This is a genomic window from Mycobacterium sp. NGS41 (genome assembly GCF_059812725.1).
This window is the reverse complement of record NZ_JCALDF010000001.1, coordinates 36,811-56,727: the sequence shown is the minus strand read 5'-3', so window position 1 is coordinate 56,727 and position 19,917 is coordinate 36,811. Positions and strand designations below refer to the sequence as shown.

Sequence of the window (19,917 nt, the reverse complement as noted above, 5' to 3'; positions counted from 1 at the left end):
TTGCATAGATTGGCAGCGTGCGCTGGTGCCGTTACCGCCCCCTGCTGTGGGGCACGGTGGTGGTGGCTACCGGCATGGCGGTGACCATCGCGGGCTGCACGCACGACGTGAGCGGCCGGGCCGTATCGGCTCCGGCCCGGTCGTCGGCGGTGGCGGGCGGCGCGGGTTCGGTGCCGCCGGAAGCCATCGGCGTCTCCCCAGCTGGCGTGACGACCAGGGTCGACGTCCCCGCGGATTCGACCGAGGAAGAGTACTTCCAGGCCTGTCACGCCGCAAAACAGTGGATGGAGACCCGGCCCAAGAACGGCGAGTCACCATTCGAGCCGTACCTGGCGATGCTTCAGAAGTCGCCATCCGGCACCGCCGGAAGCTGGAACACGAAGTGGGCAGATCTGTCGCCGGCGCGGCAGGCGGCGGTGATCACCGCCGCGCGGGCAGCCGCCAACGACGAATGCGGATAAGGCCCGCTTGCCGGGCCCGAAGGCAGGCCCAACGCATTTGCGATCACGGCTGTGCGAAATTGCCGACCCGGGCCGATGATGGCAACTTTCGCCGCGCAAACTGAGTAGATGTCTGGCGGACCTGGCGCGGCTGTCGCCCGCACACGCGGGTCGTCGCCTATTCGGGTCGCACTGGCGCTCGGCAGCGGCGGCGCCCGCGGCTACGCCCACATCGGGGTGATCGAGGCGCTGCGGGAACGCGGCTACGACATCGTGGGGATCGCCGGCTCGTCGATGGGCGCGCTGGTTGGCGGTGTGCAGGCCGCCGGACGGCTGGACGAACTCGCCGACTGGGCGAAGTCGCTGACTCAGCGCACCATCCTGCGGCTGCTGGACCCGTCGATCACCGCCGCCGGCGTGCTGCGCGCCGAGAAGATCCTGGACGCGGTTCGCGACATCCTGGGCCCGATCAGCATCGAGGACCTCGACGTTCCCTACACCGCGGTGGCCACCGACCTGTTGGCGGGCAAATCGGTGTGGTTTCAGCGCGGCCCCCTCGACGTGGCGATCCGCGCGTCGATCGCGATACCGGGAGTCATCGCCCCGCACGAGGTCGACGGGCGACTACTCGCCGACGGCGGCATCCTGGATCCGCTGCCGATGGCGCCGATCGCGGCCGCCAACGCCGACCTGACCATCGCGGTGAGCCTCAACGGCAGCGAGCCCGGCGCCAGCCACGATGCGGAGCCCGGCGCCACCGTCGAGTGGTTGAACCGCATGATGCGCAGCACCACCGCGCTGCTCGACACCAGCGCGGTGAAGTCGCTGTTGGACCGGCCCACGGCCCGGGCGGTGCTCGGTCGGCTTGGTGCGGCGCTGCCGGAATCGGAAACGTGGTCCGCGCACTCCGACGACAAGCAAGTCCCCGAAGTTGCCGACGAGTCCGATGAGGTGCCCGAAATTCCCAAACTGGGCAGCTTCGAGGTGATGAATCGAACCATCGACATCGCCCAGTCCGCGCTGGCACGCCATACGCTGGCGGCCTATCCGCCCGACTTGCTGATCGAGGTGCCACGGTCGACCTGCCGAAGCCTGGAGTTCCATCGGGCGGTGGAGGTCATCGAGGCGGGCCGCGCGCTGGCCTCCAGTGCCCTGGACGCGCTGGAGGACGAGACCGACAGCGCGCCCGCGATCGAGGGCTGAGCTAAAGCGTGTCTAGGAACCGCGCGATCGCGGCCGCTTCTCGGCGGCCCTGCCGGCGTCCGGCCGACGCCGACCTGCCGCGGCAGCGTGGATCGAGGGCATTCGGGCCGAAAGCCGCCAACGAGTCGTCGTCGGCGAAGACGGTCAACGTCTTGCCAGGGAATTCTGCGATCTCGGCGGCCGGCCCAGGACCGAACGGCGACGGAGTGTCCACGCCGGACGGCACCAAGACCACCGCCACATCGCAATCGTCGGCGACGGGCAGATTGACCGAACTGCCCACCCCGCCGTCCATGTAGCGCCGTCCCCCGATGCTCACCGGTGGCCACGCTCCCGGCACCGCGCAACTGGCCGCGACGGCGTCCACCAGCGCGACACCGGAGTCCCGATCGAAAACGACCAGTTCGCCGGTTGCGACGTCGAGCGCGGTGATCCGCAGCTCCCGGTCCGGCCAGTCGTGTGACGGCAACCGCTGCGCGATCACCTGCAGGCGGACGGCCTCGGGAACGGTCTCGGTCGTCAGCGCCACCGACCCGATTTGCTGCATCCGGGTCCGCAGCCTGTCCTGCGGCTTGTCGCCCGAGGGTGGCGAATCGCGTAGCGCCGCAAGGAAAAGCTCCGTGATGACGTCGACGTCGACCCCCGGGTCCAATTCCGCCGAAGCCTCGGCGACTTGCCGCTCGAACAACTCGTCGAGCGCGCAACCGCTGCTGATCTGCGCGGCAACCGCCGAACCGGCCGATGTCCCGACCAGCACATCCGATTCCAGCAGCAGGTGTGCAGCCGCTGGGGCCTCGTCGGCAATGCCGAGCAAAATACCTGTCTCCCAGGCGATTCCCGCTAAACCTCCGCCGGCCAGGACGAGCGCTTGTCTGGTTGTCACCCCTCGAACCTAGTGTTGCGCCTGCTGCACCGCGTCGCTCAGATCCTCGCGGCGCAGCAGCTGCCTGGGCGGGTCGGGCAGCACCAAGGTTCGGGTGACCTGCAGCGCGGCTTGCGCTTCGGAGACATGGACCAGCTCGCCGGGGGCGAGCAGGCACCAGCCTGGGTCGTCGTCCATCCGTTCGGTGGCGAACACCACCGACTGGCGTGCATACAGATGCTCAGACCTCGCGCGGATTCGCTTGGTACGCAAGTCGAATTCGGTGTCGCGCGTAGCCGTCGGGCGGCGTTCCAGGAGGTACAGCTCGTGGGTGTCCGGGTAGCGCAGCGCCCACATGTCGGTGGCCGTGCTCAGCAATATGTTGACCGCATAGATCGGCACGTTCGCCGCCAGCCACCTCATCGCGTCGACCAAACCCGCTGTCACATCACCGGCCCGGGCGCGGATCGACCCGGTGATCAAGGCGAACACCCGCTCGGAATCGGTCTGCCCCAAGACCAGGTCGTCGGTGCCAACCTGGCGCAGCCGTTCGTCGATGGCGTCGAGGCCTTCCAGCACGCCATTGTGCGCGAAGATCCGCCCGTCCTGCAGGAACGGGTGGGTGTTGCGGACGTCGAGCGACCCCGTCGTCGCATAGCGAACGTGTGCCACGAACGTGGTGCCCGTCAGCTCGTGGGCCTCGGTAGCGAAGTCGGCGTCCTGCCATGCCGCTATCGGCTCCTTGTGCAGCTGGGGTTGGCCGCGTTCGTCGAAGATGCCAAGCCCCGTGCCGTCGGGGTTTCTGCGGCTCTGCTGGGAAAGGCTGTCCGGGGCATCCAGCAGCCAAAATGTCGCGGTACAAGCATGCCTGCCGGCGTGCAGGCCAAAGAGTCGGCACATAGGCTTCGGCGGTCAGCCGACCAGCCCCGCGGAGAGTTTTTCCAGCGTCACGCGGGCATAGCCCTTCCACATCTTGCCGAGCACCGGCAGCAGGTGCGCGGCCAGATCCGACTTGGCATGGATAGTCCATTGCCAGGTGACATTCGTTCCGGTCCCCGCGGGGGTGAAGCTCCACTGGCCGTCGATAGTGCTGACCAGCGGCGCCATCGGGCCGGTAATGCCGGACAGGGTGCAGCCGAAGGACCGCGGCGGGTCGACGCTGGTCAGCTGCTCCTGCAGGCTGCCACCACCGACCATGGTGATGACACGGGTCTGCCCTGCGGCATCCCAGTCACCGCTTTGCTCCCGGACTTCCTTGATCGGCGGGAAAAGCCCGTACCACTGCGAACAGATATCCGTCAGGGGTATGGGCATCGTTCTGGCGAACGCGTCTTCGACGGTGACCGGTATTGCCCGCGATTGCTCGACGACGACGGACCTTGCCATAAGAACCTCACCTTCCTCGTGAGCAGACACAGAGTCGCATGGTCCGGGGCGGATTTATGCGACTCTGCGTCTGCTCGCCAATACTCAGTCGCGGACTTCGGCGACGTCGTAGCCATTGTCGGCGTAGCGGGACCGGATGGTCTTCTTGTCGTACTTGCCCACGCTGGTGCGCGGAATCTCGTCGGCGAACGCCCAGCGCTCGGGCAGCCACCAGCGAACGACCTTGTCCGCGAGGAACTTTCGCAGATCGGCGGCGGTCACCGAACCGCCCTCGTTGAGCACGACGACGGCGAGCGGCCGTTCCTGCCAGCGCTCGTCGGGAACCCCGACGACGGCGGCCTCCAGCACGTCGGGATGCGCGATCAGGCAGTTCTCCAACTCGACCGACGAGATCCACTCCCCGCCGGACTTGATGACGTCCTTGGCGCGGTCGGTCAGCGTGATGAAGCCGCGTTCGTCGACCCGGCCGACGTCGCCGGTGCGCAACCAGCCCGACGCGAACTTGGACTCGTCGCGTCCCAGGTAGTAGGACCCGGCGATCCATGGGCCGCGAACCTCCACCTCGCCGACGGCTTTGCCGTCGTTAGGCAGTACCTGGCCTTCGTCGTCGACGATCCGGGCTTCCACGCCGCAGACGGGTTGGCCCTGGGTGCCGCGGTAGGCCCAGTGCTGGTCGGCCGGCGTTCCAGGCGGCGGCCAGGCCATGGTCGCCAGCGGCGACGTCTCCGTCATGCCCCACAGCTGCCGGATCTCGACGCCGTGTTTGTCCTCGAAGGTGCGCATCAGCGATACCGGCACCGCCGAGCCGCCGCAGACCACCAGCCGCAGCGACGACATGTCGTGGTCGGGGTCTTTCTCCAGGTAGTGCATGACGTCGTTCCAGATCGTCGGTACCGCGGCCGCCACCGTGGGCCGCAGCTTTTCGACCATGTCGATCAGCGATCGGGCGTCCAGGTGGGAATCCGGCAACACCAAGTCCGCGCCCGCCATCAGCGCGGCGTAGGGCACGCCCCACCCGTTGGCGTGGAACATCGGCACGATCGGCAGCGCGCTGTCGCTGGAACCGAGGCCCATGCCGTCGGCGGTACAAGCCGCCATCGTGTGCAGAAAGCTCGAACGATGGCTGTACACAACGCCTTTGGGGTTACCGGTGGTACCGCTGGTGTAGCACATCGCGGCGGCGGAATTCTCGTCGAGGTCTGGCCAGTCGAACTCGGTCGGCTCACCGCTGATCGCCTCGCTGTAGCGCAGCACGTTCTTGCCGGACTCCTGCAGTGGCGCCAGATCTCCCTCGCCGACCGCGATCACGGTGTGCACGGTGTCGAGGGTGGGCAGGATCGGTCCGAGCAATTTCGCCAGCGACATGTCGAGGAGCACCACCTGGTCCTCGGCCTCGTTGGCGACGTAGGTGATCTGCTCGGGAAAGAGCCGAATGTTGAGGGTGTGCAACACCGCGCCCATGGTGGGCACCGCCAGGTAAGCCGCCAGATGTTCGGCGTTGTTCCACATGAACGTGGCGACACGCTGGTCGCCGGTGATCCCGATGCCGCGCAAGGCATTTGCCAGCTGAGCGGCTTGCTGACCCACTTCGCGGTAGCTGGTCTCCCGGTATCCCGTGCCGGTTGCGGTGGTGACGGTGCGTGCCCCGTGCACAGTGCAGCCGTGCCGCATCACGGCGGTCAGTGTCAACGGAAAGTCCTGCATCGTGCTGTACATCGATGTACCGCCTTATGAATCTCGGCGCAGCACCGCCGCCTGATGTTCAGTCGGGCGAATGCTATCGCCGCAGCGCGCGATGAGGAACGGGTTCCCCCGAGAAGCGTGTTTTACCCAGGCAGTGGGTTAGACGAGTGCCGCCTCGTACTGCATCAGCTCGGGCATGGCCCACTCGCCCGAAGCATCGCTTGCGACGCTCGTGACAGTCGACACGACGGGCGCAACGGTGACTGCGCCCTCGTAGTCGGCGATGTACAGGTGCTTGCCGTCCGGGCTTTCCGCCAGGCACGACGGCTGCGTCGCCACTTTGACCGTGCCGATGACGTCGTGGGTGAGCGTGCACAGCACGGCGATGCCGTCGTCGCTGACCAGGTAGGCGCGGTCGCCATCGCCGCTGATGGTCAGGCCGGTGAGCAGACCGCCGATCTCGGCGATCTTGCGGGTGCCGGTGATCTTGTTGGTGCGGGTGTCGACAACATCGACCACCGAGCCGGCATCGAAACCGCAACTGGCCACATAGGCGATGGCCCCGTCGGGGCTGAGCGCGACGTCGCGCATGGGCAGACCGATCTCGACGGTGTCGATGACGCGCCAGCCGTTGGGGCTGATTCTGCTCTTGCGACGCCGGTGCGAGCCCCTTTCGGCACGGCCCGAGTCGCCGTCGGCGCGGGCGGCGAGCACCACAAGCCGGCCGCCGCGCGGGCCGTTGGTTCCGACGTAGAGGCGAGACCCGTCGGCGCTGACCCGCACGCATTGCGTGCTGGTGCCCGGAATATCAGCGACGTCGATCACCTCGACCTTGTCCGTCGTGGTGTCGATGACCGCGACGTCAGCGGCGCGAGCACCATTGCGGCTGGCGTAGAGGTACTTTCCGTCGGAACTAACCGCCAGGTCACTGACGCTCAGCGCCAGCCGATGGGTCGCGACGACGGTGTTGCTGGACATGTCGATGACAGCGATCGAGTCGTACGCCGGCGACGCGGTGCTGATGTAGGCCCGACGGCCGTGCTGGCCGCCGATGACGATTCCGTACGGCTCGTTGACGCCCTCGACGGTGTGCACGGTCCGGCAGACGTCGGCGTCGATGACAGAGACGCTGTTGCGGCCGTAGTTGCTCACCATCAGCCGGCTGCCGTCGGGGCTGACGGCGATGCCGCTGATCGGGCCGTTGCGCACCGCGATCTCGACAACGTTCGCGTCGCCTGGTGCCACCTTGAGCTCCGGTATCCGGTCATTGTGGCCATAACGGGCGACCTGTCGGTCGTTCCTGCGAGTCACGCTGGCACCGCCTTTGCTCTGTTGTCGGACGTGCACATGGGCAGTCAGACGTCGCGACAATGCCTGTGCGACATCGGTAGCCCTTGATCAACCGAATTTCAGCGCCGAAAAATGAAGCGCTGGTACGACTGCTTTGAATTACGACCCTACCGGTTGGATTTTGGCCGAAAAGAATTCAATTTCTATCGTGTAACTCGCGTCACTCGGCCAACTCAGACTCCGCTTAGAATTCAGCAATCGGGTATTTCGCAGCCAACTTGCTAGCAAGCCGAAAACACGCTGCTCAGCAGTCGCCCTGCTGGTTGTCGCTAACCAGGCCAAGGGAAGTCACGCGTCCGCGAAAATAAAGAAACTCTTAGAGTTGGCGGACGAAAGAGGCAAACATCACATTCTGCGCTTTACGGCGTGTTCCGGCAGGCCTGCTAACTGAAGTGCGTGCGCGGCCGCCGCAACGCGACATCGTCCACGATGATGTCGAGCTTCTCGTTGTAGAACGCGACCAGCCCCGCGATCGGGGCAACGGCCGGCAACGGGTAGTGGTAGGTCCACGCGAGGTCGGGATACACGGTGTCACCCACCCGCACCGACCAGTAGCCCGACGTCGTTCCCTTGTACGGGCACAGGGTCTGCGTCGACGTCGGTTCCAGATGCTGGAAGAACACGTCGGTCGGATCGATGTAGTACCTGGTGGGCAGACCCGTTTCGAAGAGCAACACCGGAGAGCGGGTGTCGGCGAGCAGCACGCCGTCGAGTTCCACGCGGACGCGCCGATGCGATCGCAGCGCATCGACGCGTGAATACGGATTGCGTGGGTGGCCGTAGATCTGCTCGTCTTCTTCGAACCAGCGCAGCGGATCCCATTCGAATCGCACATAGCCCGCCACGGGGCTGTCGCTCTCGAAGACCCGCGCCGCCGACTTATGGTTCTGGCCGGCGCCGACCACCGAGTGCAGCCGCGACGGGCCGAACTGTACTTTCTGCGGGTGGTCCTCGTCGCGCAGAAACTCCGTCCCGACATCCTGCAGAGGGATGTAATACGCTGGGTAATAAGGGATTTCCCAAACGTATCGAGCCTCGGTGGTATCGAAGACCAACTCGTGGCCCAAGAAGCCCCGCACGCGGCGCGGTGCCGGCTCGATCCTTCCCCGGGTGGCAGCTACTTCGGGATAGTCAGCCATGAGTCACGCTGTGCGGACGGCAGATGTGCTAATCGCGTACATCATTCCAGCTTGCCACCCACGCGGGTGGGGAGCTGCTAGCGGTCTTGTTGGCAGGTAGCGGTCGCCCGGGTTTTTGTCGGACCTGTCTGGGATTATCCGCGGCATGAACAGGCAGAAACTGCGGGAATGGCGCGGTGTCAAGCCGGTCGCGCCACGGTCGGGGTGTGCGATCACCACCCGGCTTCGTACGTCACCCGCCGACGAGCACGTGCTGGATGCGGTGGCAGCCCATGTTGGCCGCGTGAGACGAGCGGACTTGGCCCAGCAATCGCGGCCGACACCGACAGATGCTGCAAGCGATGCTGATGCGCGGCGGCAAGCGCGCAGGGATCGGCTCAACACCCGCAAGACGGCGTTGACGGCCCAGTCCAGTGCCCGGTGGGCCAATGCAGTCATCGCCGGCAACGATGAGCAGTACAGGCTGGCCCGGGAGGGCCAGCAGCGCCACATCATCGGGTTGCGGGAGGCGATCACCACGATCGAAAAACGCCTGGCCGCTCCCACCGGCGACACCCTCACCGCCGCCCAGTGTGCCCAACGCCGCAATGCGCGGCTACCCAAGGGCTACGCAAACGGGGCCGAGAGGTTCGCCAAACAGCAACGGCTGCAAGCTCTGCGCGCGCAACTGGCCCGGGTCACGAGCGATTTCAACGCTAAGCGGGTGCGTGTGGTCGAAGGCGGCAAACGGCTCGCTCGCACACGCCATCACCTCCAAACCGCCGGTTTGAGCGCGCACGCCTGGCGCCGGGAATGGGAGTGTGCCCGATATCGGATTCAGGCCAAGGGTTCTGGGGATGAGCCGTTCGGGAATCTGACGATCACCGTCACCGCGGCCGGGCAGGTCAGCATCCGGCTGCCGAAACCGTTGGAGTATCTGGCCAACGCCGCACGAGGCCGCTACGTGCTGTCCGGCGCGGCGGTGTTTTCCCACCGCCGCGAAGAATGGACCGCACGCACCACCGGCGGTCAGTCGGTCGCCTACACCATTACCCGCAAACCCAGTCGCGGTGGGCGATACCTGACCGCCTCCTGGGCCAACAACAGCGACCCAGCCGCCGCCGTCAGCGGCGACGATGACGGCGAGGTCCGTGGCGTTGGACCGGTCGTGGGGGTGGACCTCAACGACGGCCACCTCGCCGTGCAGTGCCTCGACGGCCACGGCAACCCGGTCGGCCGCCCGCAGCGCATCGACATCGACTGCACCGGCACCTCATCGCGCCGGGATGCCCAAGTGCGCCACGCGATTACCCGGCTGATCCACTACACCAGCCAGCATCGCATCACCGCGATCGCAGTCGAAGACCTCAAGTTCGCCGACGCCCGGGCCACCGGACGGGAAACGATGGGCCGCGGCCGGCGCGGTAAACGCTTCCGCCGCGCCGTCGCCAGGATCCCCACCGCAGTATTCCGCAACCGGCTCACCGCGCAAGCCCACCGCGCCGGTATCACCGTGTTCGCGGTCAACCCCGCCTACACCAGCACCTGGGGCGCCCAGCACTGGCAACGCCCCTACACAGACGTCACCCGACACCAGGCAGCCGCCACCGTGATCGGCAGACGCGCCCAAGGATTCAAGGCGCGGCGACGGAAAGGTGTGACACCGCGGCGACCAGAGGATCGCCCGGTGAGAGCTACCAACCAGACCGCACCCCACAACCCGCAGGCGAACACCAGTGCCCGCCACCGGCCAGGGACACGGGGAACCACATCCCGCGCGCCCAACCGGACAAGAACGCAGACATCGGGCCGGGCAACCGTTACCCCGGCGACGGCCAACAACGGCCAACAACGTCAGTAACGGTACTGTCCTACGTGTGGCGTTTCGGCGGGAAAGCCCCAGTCGCGGGCGACGGTTGCGGTTCAGCGAGGCGATCATGGAGCGCATCGCAATGAGTCAGGCCGGCTACCAGTTCGCGGTGCACCTGGCGCCGCGTATCGACAAGGTGCTGATCCCCCGTACAAATGGCCGCCTGAGCGCGATGGGGCTCGACAAGGTCGGGCTGGTCACCAGCACCGGCGCCAAGTCCGGAGAGCAGCGCACCCACCCGCTGGCCCTGATCGAGGACGGCGAAGGGCTGTTGGCAATCGGCTCCAACTACGGGCGTCCAAGCCATCCGGCGTGGAGCGCCAACCTGAAGGCACACCCTGAGTGCACGATCGAATTCAAGGGTCCGCCAAAGAAGTACCGCGCCGAACTGCTCACTGGCGACGCCCGCACCAAGGCGTGGACCACCGCCGCCGACTTCTACCCCGGATACGAGAGCTATCGGACCAGCTGCGCGCCCCGTGAGATCAGGGTCTTTCGGCTTACGCCCACCACTTGAAGTAGGCCGAGCAGACGCAAAAGCACCCGCACGCCCCGCGTGTCGGGTGCTTTTGAGTCTGCTCGCGCCCGCTCAGCCGACTTTGATCGGCACCAGCACGGTTTCCATTTTGGGCGGCAGCAACGTCGTGTCGACGGTGAGAATCTCGCCGCTGTCCTGAGTGCCGTTGGGCAGCATCTTCGGCGCGAGCGTGAACGGCGGTGTCCGCGACGCCAAGCCGGCCAAGCCGAAATCGCTGTCATTGGCGATCATCAGCGTCTTACCGCCGTCGCGGCTGATGACGCCTTCGATCTTGTCGTGCCCGAAGAAATCACCGTTGGCCGACAACGAGCGCGCCAATTCCCCGAGATCCAGCTTGAGCGTTTTGGTGGCAACGGTGATCCCGGCAACCTTGAGTTTGGCTACGGCGGCCGCGTCGGTGCTGACGCCGACCAGAGTCTCGATCGGCACGCCGTTGACCAGCAGCCCGCCGGCGTCGGCGCGATAGGACGTCCCAGGCACCGTCGAGTGGGGCCCGATATCGGTGGCCCCGGAGATGTCGGCCAGATAGATCTTTTTGTTGCCGCCGGGCGCGGCCGCGCCGTCACGCTCGTCGATCAGGAACGTGGTGGCGCTCAGTGCTGTGATATCCGAAACGCCCACCTTCGTGTCCTGCGGGTTGGCAAGCGGATATAGGTACTCGTGCACATTCGAGCGGTCGGCGATGTTGACCGTCACGATGCGGGTGACCGGGACGGACTTAGCCGAGCCCACCAGCCCCGGTGTGTTGAGAGCCGACTGCATGATGCCGACCAGCGTCGTACCGTCGGGGGTGATCGTCAGCCCCTCCATGCCTTGATTGGGGCTGCGCAGCGAAAGCTCCCGCGGCAAGGTTCCGTTGAACGGCGAAAAGCGTTCCAGCTCTCTGCCATTCGCGTCGAAATGGACGACGAAAGGCCCATAGTCGTCGGACACCCAAAAGGTCCCGTCGGCCATGGCGACCAAGCCTTCGCCGTCCAGGCCGTGATCGGATGGCGCCAGCGGGTTGCCGTTGAGGTCGACCAGCGTCTCGCCGGCGACCGCCTGCGGGTCGATGAGCCCCACCAGGGGCTCGCCGTCACGTCCGGTCAGCATGATGATCTGCTGCAGCGACGCCACCCCGCCGGCGAGTTTGAACTTGGCGATCTGCGGGTGGAAATCGGGTTGTGGCAGCACCACTTCGTTGGGCGTACGCCCTGCGACAGCAGGCCCGCGGTCGGTGAGGCCGTAGATCTCGTCGGCGCTGCCCGGTACCGCTGCGATCGCAGATCCATGTGCATTGGGCTGGATGGCAACCTCGCCGATGATGGTCGACGGCGACTGGTCCTCGGCGTAGAGGCGGACGGCGCGGCTGACGGTGACCGGAAGCTGATCGGTACCGGTGAAGCCGGCGTCGGGCGTGTAGATCATTGCCCCGTACGAGCCGTATGCGATGGTGCCGTGCGCGGGCTTGCCGAACGACACCGGCGTTACACCCTTGGTGGCGGCCAGCAGCTGGCCGGGCGAGATGGTCAGAACTGCACCAGGTTTCGTGCTCGGTTTGCCCCCGGCCTGCTTTGCCGGGTCAGCGGGCGGCACGTCCAGCGACGAGCACGCCGACGCTGCCAATAGCGCCGTTGCCGCCGCGGTTGCCGCCCAGCTCTTCGCGAATGCCAAGCCGACTTCCAATCAGTGCCGCTTGTCGCGCACTTTGTAGGTCGAGGGCCACGATTTGCGGGACTCGTCGCCGGTCAGCGGGGTCCCCATGCCGCCGACCTTGACGCTGTAGGCCTCTTTACCCGGGCCGACCTCGCGATTGGCGTGTTCCTGGGCGAGGTAGTAGAGCTCGTCGATGGTGGCTTCGTCGTAGGCGACGAACGAGGTCTCTCGGGCGACGTCGTCGATCCCGGCCATCATCCGGTCGGGCAGCAGTCGCGACGCCAGCGCCGTCGCGCCGAACAAAGAGAACGGGATGATCCAGTAGCAGACGTACGAGAGCGGCGTGCCGGCGTCCAGGAGGCTGGCATGACTGTGCACGATCGGTGGAATCGACGACGAGACCGTCATGAGGGCGAACGTGGCCACCCAGATCCAGGTCAATACCCTGGTCAGCCGGCCGAACAGCTCGGTTTTGACCACGTCGGCGGGCTGTTCGGCCGCAGCGAACTCGTGTACGAACGGTTTGCCGATCAGCACGCTGACGAGTGCGACGATGAAGATCCCAGCGTTGCTGATCGGCAGTAACCAGGGCGCCATCGCTGATTCGCTGGTCACCATCACCAATTCGGCTAGCACCACAAACGCTGCGACGGAACCTATTTCGAGCGCACCCGACGGCTTTCCGGCGGCACGCCCGATCACGAACGCGACGACGGCGACCACCAGCGCGATCAGCACAGCGGCACGGAACGGAACGTTACCGACAAGCACCCAATAAACGATCCACGGCGTCAAGCCGAACAGCATGCCCACGATGGGCCAGTGTATGAGTCGCGGTTTGCCGTGCTGTCGGCGGTAACCGACAGCGCATCGGTCGTTTGCGCACGGTCGCAAGCTGGATCGCGACACACGGGGTCCTAGGCGCAGCCGTCACAGCAGTCACGCGTGTCCCTGCAAGGGCGCGGTCATTGTTTTCCGCAATGCGATATCACCGGTTTCCCGGTGCCCAAGTGGCCCGTGTGACGAGAGTGCCGGCTGCCATCGGCTGGTCGCCCGACGCTGCCGGATTGACCGTCTCGCCGAGATCTGTCGATCTGATCGCATAGATCGAACGCGATGATGTCGGACCCTCTTCGCGGTATTTGCTCAAAGCCGCTTTGCGGGACGTATCGGGGGCGTTCCCGAGGAGCGTTACAACGCAGCCAGCGCCTTCGCGACATTCATGGCGACGACGTTGTAGTCGCGGTCGGTGAAGATCCCGAAATTACCGGAGTACCAGACGTCTCGGGTACCGGCCAGGACAAAGCCGCCCACCCCGTTCGTGACCAGCCCGGCGCCGATATCGGGATACCGTTCGAATCCGCGTTCTCCGCCGCCGGCTTGTGCGACGGTTTGGAACGCGGTACCCGCCGAGGTGAAAACTTGCTGCGCTGACGTGCCACCGTATTCCACCTTCGTGGTAGTGACGACGATGGTCGCCTTACGGTTGGCCGCATACGGCGCGACCCTGATGTGCAGCCATCGATTGTCGTCGACCTGATAGTTGCACTCGACCGCACCGGGGATGTTGTCGAGCTTGACCGGCCCACGGAAGACCGTGCCGATAGCGGCCTGAACAGCGTCGACCGTCAGCGGGCAGATCGGGTCGGCGGGGTTGGCTGGGGCGGTGGATGCGCCGCTGGAGGTAGCGGCAGCGGCGCAAGAGGTCGTGCCGGCGACGCTCGATGTCGTCGAGTGCGTCGTCGTATTGCTGCCGCAAGCGGCGACCGGCAGCATCGCGACCGCGAGGGCAACCGCCGTGGACAGGCTCAATCTCACAGCGACACCATGAAGCAAGATTCCGTGTAACACAAGAATTTTCAGTGCATTCATAGAATCGCGACGATTTTGGATCAGGCGTGCCGGCGGCAGCGGTCGACGAGGATCTCAGCCAGCCGTTCGGGCTCGCTGACCATCAGACAGTGGCAGGTGTCGATTGTGAACAGCGTCTGCACACCGCCGATCGCTTCGATGCCCCTGAGCTGAGCCTGCATCGAGAGAGCGCGATCACGCAGGGCGAGTATCCACGTTCGGGGGATGTCGTCGGGCACTCCCCGCCGGGACGCTTTTTCCGCGAGAATTCGCGCGGATTCCGGATATAGCCTGTCGGCCATGAATTTTCGCTTCGCTTTGGGGACGCCATTGAGGTAGCCCAACCTGATGCCCACCGCCGGCGTCTGACTTAGTCCGCCTCGCTTGGCATTACGCCGATCAACCATTGCTAACGGCCCAGTCAGGTTGTCCACCAACGACTTTCCCTCGGGGGGCACGAACGCTGTCGCGAGCACCAACTCGCGCACCCTGGACGGGCCAAGTTTGGCCGCGACACCGGGAACCGTGAGCCCCGCCATCGAATGTCCGACCAGCACGATGTCGTCCAGTCCGGCGTCCTCGACGTCGGCGACGACGGACTCCACAAAGTCGGCGATGGTGACCGTGCGCAGGTTCCCCGGCTTGCCACGCCGCCCTGGCAGGTCGACCGCCAGCACTGTCAGCTCCGGCTCCAGCCGGCGGATCTCGTCGATAGTCAGATCCCACGAGTCGGCCGCCAGCCCGCCGCCGTGTACGAGAACCAATGCGGGCAATGCCATCCGATTCACCGGTCCCGCTGAGGAGTGGACGAGTCGGTGTTCAGCGCCATCGCCAGAAAATCGAGGTGCCACAGCGACTGGAAGAGGTTGCGGCCGAACTCTAGCAAGCCAGCGTGACTTTCCTGGGTCACATCGCTGCGCTGCGCGAGACATTCGGCGATCTGTCGAATCGTGCGACTGCCGTCGACGTGCTGAACAAAGGGCAGCTGAGTCGGGTTGAGCTTGAATTTGGCCCCAGGCGAAAGGATTTCGTCGCCGGATAGCAGACACGCGGTACGCATTACCGGAACATAGTCGAGCGATCCGGCCGTCGAAAAATCGATCGTGTAATCCGCTTTGCGACGTTCCGGGCGGCACGCGATGAAGAAGTGCGTAGCGTTCGACGTTTGGAGACGCTCCATCACCGACCACTTTCGGGTGTCGGGTAGCTGGTCCAAAATTGATTTGAATCCGCTTACCGGCATCAAAAGATCGTTCGGGTAGTACGGCGTTTTATGAAACCAGCCCTGGAAAGTGAGCCCCGCCGAACTGACCAGGTCCAGACACTCGTGAGCGGTGTAACTTCGCTGTCGGCTGTGGAGGAAGGTGTCGACCAGGGCGCCGTCGTTCAGCAAATCGTGCGCCCGCTTGAGGTAGTTCAGGACGGGGTGGTCCGCCGGTAGCAGCGCAATCGCGTCTTTGACCAGTTGGACTGACGCCGCGTCCTGGGAAAGGCCGAGGTCGCGAAAGACCGATTCGAGTATGTCGACACCGAGCCGGCCGTACTTCGCGTAGAGCATGACACCTAATGCCCCGTCGGTGCGCAAACAGTCGGCCAGAGCTTTGAGTCCGGCCTTCGGGTCTGCTAAGTGGTGCAGTACGCCGCTGGAAACGATGAGGTCGAAGTCGCGTCCGAGCGATGACACCTCTTCGATCGGAAGCAGATGCAACTCCAAATTATCCAGCCCGTGCTTATCTTTCAGATATTGATGGTGGTTCAGGGCAGAACGGCTGACATCGATCGCCACTACTTTCGCGCCGGGGTTCATAAACGCGAAAACGGCCGCCTGGTAGGTGCCGCAGCCCGCGATCAGAATGTCGAGGTCCGGTCTATATTCCCGGTTCGGCCACAACACCCGATGAGCCCAGAACGGATCGAACCAATCCCAGTGGTTTTTGGTCCACACTTCGAGGTCGGTTACCGCAGGTGGATACTCCCGCTGATCGTATTGGCGGGAGACAGCATCAACCCGCGGATCGTCGGTCACTTCGGCGCCGGCTCCCTAGCAGTGGCGTATCGGGCAGCGATCGCGACCAACTTACTGCGGTTGGCGAGTTTTTGGACGGAGCCGAACGATGTCAAGCCATTTGGTTATCGCCTTACGTCGGCGCTAACTCATGTCGCAGAGTTCGCCCTGACGACGGGCTTCGCAAGCGCCCATAGCTGTGGGGGTGTGGTCGGAGTCGAAGGTCGAGAATGGAAATACGTTGCGGCAAAGATGATTTGCGGTCAGAAGGGGCGATGGAGTTGTTTCAGCGAGAGCAAAAATCGGCGCGCAAAACCTCACCACCGTTGGCTAAATTTTTGGCAGAAGTCCGGTGTTTGCGTGATTCAGCGTGACTCAGAGGGTCCCTGGTGTTCCTACTGGCACACGCGGGATATCGGCACCGGGCGCGGCGCCCAATTGCAGGGCGTCCAGTGCTGCCACGCGTACAGGGCACAGCGCTGTGGCGACTGCCGCCGTGACTGACCCCTCGCAGGCTGCGCATCGGCTGCGTAAGGGAACTTGTCCACCTAGCGGACCTAACAACCGTAAATCCCTTTGACGTGCGGTAATACGGTGTGGCTGACACCGTCAAAAGCCGTCACCCGGCCGGGCTACTCGATTGATTGTGTGAGCCGCCGGTGCTAGCTTGCCGCGAGCGCGTTAGCGGCCTCAGTTGCCGCGTACGACCCGGCGCTAGTGCTCAGGGCGTTGACGAACATCTCGTGGATCGTGGCGGCTTGGGCGCTTATTGCCTGGTAGTTGGCGGCGTGGGCGGTGAACTGTGCGGCTGTTAGCGCTGAGACCTCGTCGGCTGCAGCGGGAACCACCCCTGTGGTGGGAGCTGCTGCGATCGCGTTCTCGGCCGACAGTGCCAAGCCGACACCTTGCAAGTCGGCGGCCGCGGCGGCCAGCAGCTCCGGTTGTGCTGTTACGAAAGACATTTCGCTTTTCCTTTCTTGCTATCCCCACTTGGGTTTAGGTGGTGAGGGCTTGGGATTGTTGGTGGACGACAAGTGCACGGCGTGGACGCCCGGCTTCGTCGACAGTTCCTCTAAGAGGCCTTCCAGATGCGCCTTATCGGTGTGCCAGTGCTGCACCGACTCCGGCTTTTGCGACAGTTCAGCCAAGACGCGTTCGAGTTTTTCCGGATTTTTGCCGTCCTTAGCCGACATGGGACGACCCAGTCCGCGGGCGGGCTGTCCGGCCATCGCGCGGGGAACGGTACCGCCCACGGCGCTTCCGGCCAGGCTTGCCAGAGCCATCTGACCGCAAAGGCCTCCGGCGGTATCCATGACCACCGGCGCGGCAACCGTGCTGGTACCCTGCAAGACGCTGGCGGCCAACCTGATCGTCGGAGTGGCCGTGGCCCAGCTCGGCGGCACCGACAATGCCCCCACCAAGCCCGCGCTCCCGACACCCGCCGATACCCCGGACCCGCCCGCCAGGGCGGCTGCTCCCAATGCCTGCGTGCCCGAACCAAGCTCCGCGAACAGCGGACCCTCTAGTTCGACCGCCCTGTCATTGATGGTCCGTGCCGCGGCCACCAAGACCACGCTGTTACTGACCATTGCGTCGCTAGCCGGGGTGGCTCCTTTGGCGATGAACTCAATATTCCCGGCGGCGAGCGCCAAGGGAGATGAATTCAGGCCGCTCAGCAAATTCGTCAATGATTGCGGCGACGGCGGATCAGCCGCCGCCGGTGTCGCGAGGCTTTGCAGCGCTTGCGGCGTCGCCGACATCAGCTGCGGCAACGTCGATTGTGCGTTAGTGCCGGCGGACGTCCCAGTGGCTTGGGCGACCGCAGCGGCCTGGCCGGGAAGCCCGTCCGCGTTGGTGGTCTGCGGCGGGGGGCTAAACGGTGTCAACCGGGTGACGGTCGCCGAGGAACCGGCATAGCCGTACATTGCGGCCGCGTCTTGGGCCCACATGGCCCCGTACTGCGCCTCGGTGGCCGCAATCGCCGACGTATTCTGGCCCAAAATGTTGGTCGCCACCAACGACGACAGCTGACTGCGGTTTGCCGCGATCACCGGCGGGGGCACGGTCGCTGCGAATGCGGTCTCATAGGCAGCCGCTGCCGTCCTGGCTTGGGTGGCTGCCTGCTCGGCCTGCGCCGCGGTGGTACTCATCCACGCCGCGTACGGTGCGGCCGCAGCCGTCATCGTCGTCGATGACGGACCCTGCCACCCAGCAGTCAGCCCTGAAATCACCGAGGAGTAGGAGGCGGCGGTCGAGCGCAACTGGGCGGCCAACCCATCCCACGCCGCCGCCGCGGCAACCATGGACCCTGACCCGGGACCGGTGTACATCCGGCCCGAGTTGACCTCGGGCGGCAACGCCCCAAAATCCATCACGACCCCGTAGCCCTCCGCACGCGTGTCGGCGGCCTCGGTGCACGCCTGGTCGCGGCCGCCAACATTTCCCGCTGCATAGTCACCACAGACATCTGTCCTCCTTGTTTTGATCGAGCACCGTCTGTAAAGCCTGAGCGACAAGCACTTTGCGCACGATCGCCGTGCTTTCAGTCGTCGACGCCATGGCCACCGAGCCAATCGTGGCGGGGTAGAAGTCGATCTTGCGGTCGAAGGTCATCGAAGGTCTCCAACAATTCAGGTCCGGGCCGGTAGGGCGATGCAACGGCGGCTATTCCTCTGCGTCGTCGGCGGGTATCACGATGATGGTGGCCGTCGTGGCAGCCCCTCCAACAGCAGCGCCGCCCCCTACGCCGAAGGACCGGGCAGGGCTACCACCGGTGCCGACCATGGCGCGTCCGGCCATGCCGGACCAGGCCATATTGCTGAACAGGCTTCCCGGGCCGTCTGCCGCGAGCGCCGCCGGAGCGGCACCGAGACTGGTTTCGGGCAACACTGCGGCGAGCGGTCTGACCGCTGGCGCGGCCGCGGCCCAACTTTGCGGCACCGAAAGGCTTCCGACCAAGCCGGCGCGGCCCATGCCCGCCGAGACTCCAGCCCCACCTGCTGAGCCCACCACTCGCGTCCCCAAACCAAACTCGGGACCCAGCCCCGACTTCAACCGGTCCCTTTCGAGCCTTCCGGCCGCGCTGGTCAGGTTCGCCCCGTTTTGGGGCAGCAGATAACCTGCTAGACCTAATAGATACGGGCCGCCGCCAGTGCCGTACAACGAAAGGGGCCCTAACGGACCAATGAGAAACTGGTCGAGTGAGAGCAGCGACGGCGGATCAGCCGCGACCGGTGTTGCGAGGCTTTGTAGTGACTGCGGCACCGCAGACATCAGCTGCGGCAACGTCGATTGTGCGTTAGTGCCGGCGGACGTCCCGGTGGCTTGGGCGACCGCAGCGGCCTGGCCGGCAAGCCCGTCCGCGTTGGCGGTCTGCGGCGGCTGGCTAAATGGCGTCACCTGTGCGGCGGTTGCCGAAAAGCCGGCGTAGCCGTACATCACTGCAGCATCTTGGGCCCACATCTCGGCGTACTGGGCTTCGGTGGCCATGATCGCAGGCGTGTTTTGACCGAAAATGTTGGTTGCGATCAGGGCCATCAACTGTGCGCGGTTGGCCGCGATCATCGGCGGTGGCACCGTTGCGGCGAACGCGGCTTCATAGGCGGCTGCCGCCGACCGGGCCTGGTTGGCGGTCTGCTCGGCCTGGGCGCCGGTCGCACTCATCCACGCTGTGTAAGGCGCGGCCGCCGCTGCCATCGTGGCCGACGATGGACCCCGCCACCAGCCGGTCAAGTTAGAGACTATCGACGCGTAGGAGGCCGCCGCCGAGTGCAGTTGGGCGGCCAACCCATCCCAGGCTGCCGCGGCGGCCAACATCGAACCCGACCCTGCACCGGCATACATGCGACCGGAGTTGACCTCTGGCGGCAACATTCCGAAATCCATTGCTAAACCACGCAACTAAACCGCGAGGTGATCGGACTCACGGTGACCCGCCCCGACCGGCCGTATCCGGCACTGATGATCCACACTGTGC

At 65.3% G+C, this 19,917-nt stretch carries 19 protein-coding genes; 4 read left to right on the top strand and 15 right to left on the bottom strand.

The annotated features are described in order from the left end of the window. The first annotated feature begins 17 nt into the window (after positions 1-17). Positions 18-461 (top strand): lipoprotein LpqV, encoded by a 444-nt coding sequence (locus tag AC5Y21_RS00265; protein ID WP_499908264.1) that lies wholly within the window; start codon positions 18-20, stop codon positions 459-461. A 108-nt stretch (positions 462-569) separates the two neighbouring features. Then, positions 570-1,643, top strand: a complete 1,074-nt coding sequence (locus AC5Y21_RS00260; protein ID WP_499908262.1) for a patatin-like phospholipase family protein — start codon at positions 570-572, stop codon at positions 1,641-1,643. A 1-nt stretch (position 1,644) separates the two neighbouring features. Here AC5Y21_RS00260 and AC5Y21_RS00255 read toward each other — a convergent pair whose 3' ends face one another. From AC5Y21_RS00255 to AC5Y21_RS00230, 6 genes are all read right to left on the bottom strand, one after another. Continuing rightward, on the bottom strand, positions 1,645-2,526 hold the full coding sequence (locus AC5Y21_RS00255) for a patatin-like phospholipase family protein (protein WP_499908260.1): 882 nt from the start codon (positions 2,524-2,526) through the stop codon (positions 1,645-1,647). Between the two features lie 9 nt (positions 2,527-2,535). Beyond that, positions 2,536-3,405 (bottom strand): class II glutamine amidotransferase, encoded by an 870-nt coding sequence (locus AC5Y21_RS00250; RefSeq protein WP_499908259.1) that lies wholly within the window; start codon positions 3,403-3,405, stop codon positions 2,536-2,538. Positions 3,406-3,417: 12 nt separating this feature from the next. Then, positions 3,418-3,891: an SRPBCC family protein gene (locus AC5Y21_RS00245; protein ID WP_499908257.1), complete on the bottom strand. Its 474-nt coding sequence runs from the start codon at positions 3,889-3,891 to the stop codon at positions 3,418-3,420. An 84-nt stretch (positions 3,892-3,975) separates the two neighbouring features. Next, the gene (locus tag AC5Y21_RS00240) at positions 3,976-5,607 is read right to left on the bottom strand and encodes a long-chain fatty acid--CoA ligase (RefSeq protein ID WP_499908255.1); all 1,632 of its coding nucleotides are present in this window, start codon (positions 5,605-5,607) and stop codon (positions 3,976-3,978) included. A gap of 126 nt (positions 5,608-5,733) precedes the next feature. Then, on the bottom strand, positions 5,734-6,885 hold the full coding sequence (locus AC5Y21_RS00235; RefSeq protein WP_499908253.1) for a YncE family protein: 1,152 nt from the start codon (positions 6,883-6,885) through the stop codon (positions 5,734-5,736). Positions 6,886-7,307: 422 nt separating this feature from the next. Beyond that, positions 7,308-8,063: a DUF427 domain-containing protein gene (locus AC5Y21_RS00230; RefSeq protein ID WP_499908251.1), complete on the bottom strand. Its 756-nt coding sequence runs from the start codon at positions 8,061-8,063 to the stop codon at positions 7,308-7,310. 145 nt (positions 8,064-8,208) lie between these two features. On the opposite strand from AC5Y21_RS00230, the gene AC5Y21_RS00225 reads away from it, so the two are divergent. Both AC5Y21_RS00225 and AC5Y21_RS00220 read left to right on the top strand, forming a co-directional pair. Next, a complete protein-coding gene (locus AC5Y21_RS00225; protein WP_499908250.1) occupies positions 8,209-9,903 on the top strand; it encodes an IS200/IS605 family accessory protein TnpB-related protein in 1,695 nt (564 codons plus the stop codon). A gap of 16 nt (positions 9,904-9,919) precedes the next feature. Next, on the top strand, positions 9,920-10,429 hold the full coding sequence (locus AC5Y21_RS00220) for a nitroreductase family deazaflavin-dependent oxidoreductase (RefSeq protein WP_499908248.1): 510 nt from the start codon (positions 9,920-9,922) through the stop codon (positions 10,427-10,429). Between the two features lie 72 nt (positions 10,430-10,501). On the opposite strand, the gene AC5Y21_RS00215 is transcribed toward AC5Y21_RS00220, so the two are convergent. The 9 genes from AC5Y21_RS00215 to AC5Y21_RS00175 form a co-directional block, all read right to left on the bottom strand. Continuing rightward, entirely contained in the window at positions 10,502-12,103 is a 1,602-nt protein-coding gene (locus AC5Y21_RS00215; RefSeq protein ID WP_499908247.1) for an esterase-like activity of phytase family protein, read from the bottom strand. A 12-nt stretch (positions 12,104-12,115) separates the two neighbouring features. Then, positions 12,116-12,898 (bottom strand): hypothetical protein, encoded by a 783-nt coding sequence (locus AC5Y21_RS00210; protein ID WP_499908245.1) that lies wholly within the window; start codon positions 12,896-12,898, stop codon positions 12,116-12,118. 378 nt (positions 12,899-13,276) lie between these two features. Further along, entirely contained in the window at positions 13,277-13,903 is a 627-nt protein-coding gene (locus AC5Y21_RS00205; RefSeq protein WP_499908243.1) for a hypothetical protein, read from the bottom strand. 74 nt (positions 13,904-13,977) lie between these two features. Then, positions 13,978-14,715 carry an alpha/beta fold hydrolase gene (locus AC5Y21_RS00200; RefSeq protein ID WP_499908242.1) on the bottom strand — a complete coding sequence of 246 codons (738 nt, stop codon included), beginning with the start codon at positions 14,713-14,715 and terminating at the stop codon, positions 13,978-13,980. 5 nt (positions 14,716-14,720) lie between these two features. Then, positions 14,721-15,962: a methyltransferase gene (locus AC5Y21_RS00195; RefSeq protein WP_499908240.1), complete on the bottom strand. Its 1,242-nt coding sequence runs from the start codon at positions 15,960-15,962 to the stop codon at positions 14,721-14,723. A 641-nt stretch (positions 15,963-16,603) separates the two neighbouring features. Continuing rightward, a complete protein-coding gene (locus AC5Y21_RS00190) occupies positions 16,604-16,903 on the bottom strand; it encodes a PE family protein (RefSeq protein WP_499908238.1) in 300 nt (99 codons plus the stop codon). 18 nt (positions 16,904-16,921) lie between these two features. Next, positions 16,922-18,313: a PPE family protein gene (locus AC5Y21_RS00185; protein ID WP_499908236.1), complete on the bottom strand. Its 1,392-nt coding sequence runs from the start codon at positions 18,311-18,313 to the stop codon at positions 16,922-16,924. Positions 18,314-18,395: 82 nt separating this feature from the next. Continuing rightward, positions 18,396-18,554, bottom strand: a complete 159-nt coding sequence (locus AC5Y21_RS00180; RefSeq protein WP_499908235.1) for a hypothetical protein — start codon at positions 18,552-18,554, stop codon at positions 18,396-18,398. A 51-nt stretch (positions 18,555-18,605) separates the two neighbouring features. Beyond that, a complete protein-coding gene (locus AC5Y21_RS00175; RefSeq protein WP_499908233.1) occupies positions 18,606-19,826 on the bottom strand; it encodes a PPE family protein in 1,221 nt (406 codons plus the stop codon). Positions 19,827-19,917 lie beyond the last annotated feature (91 nt).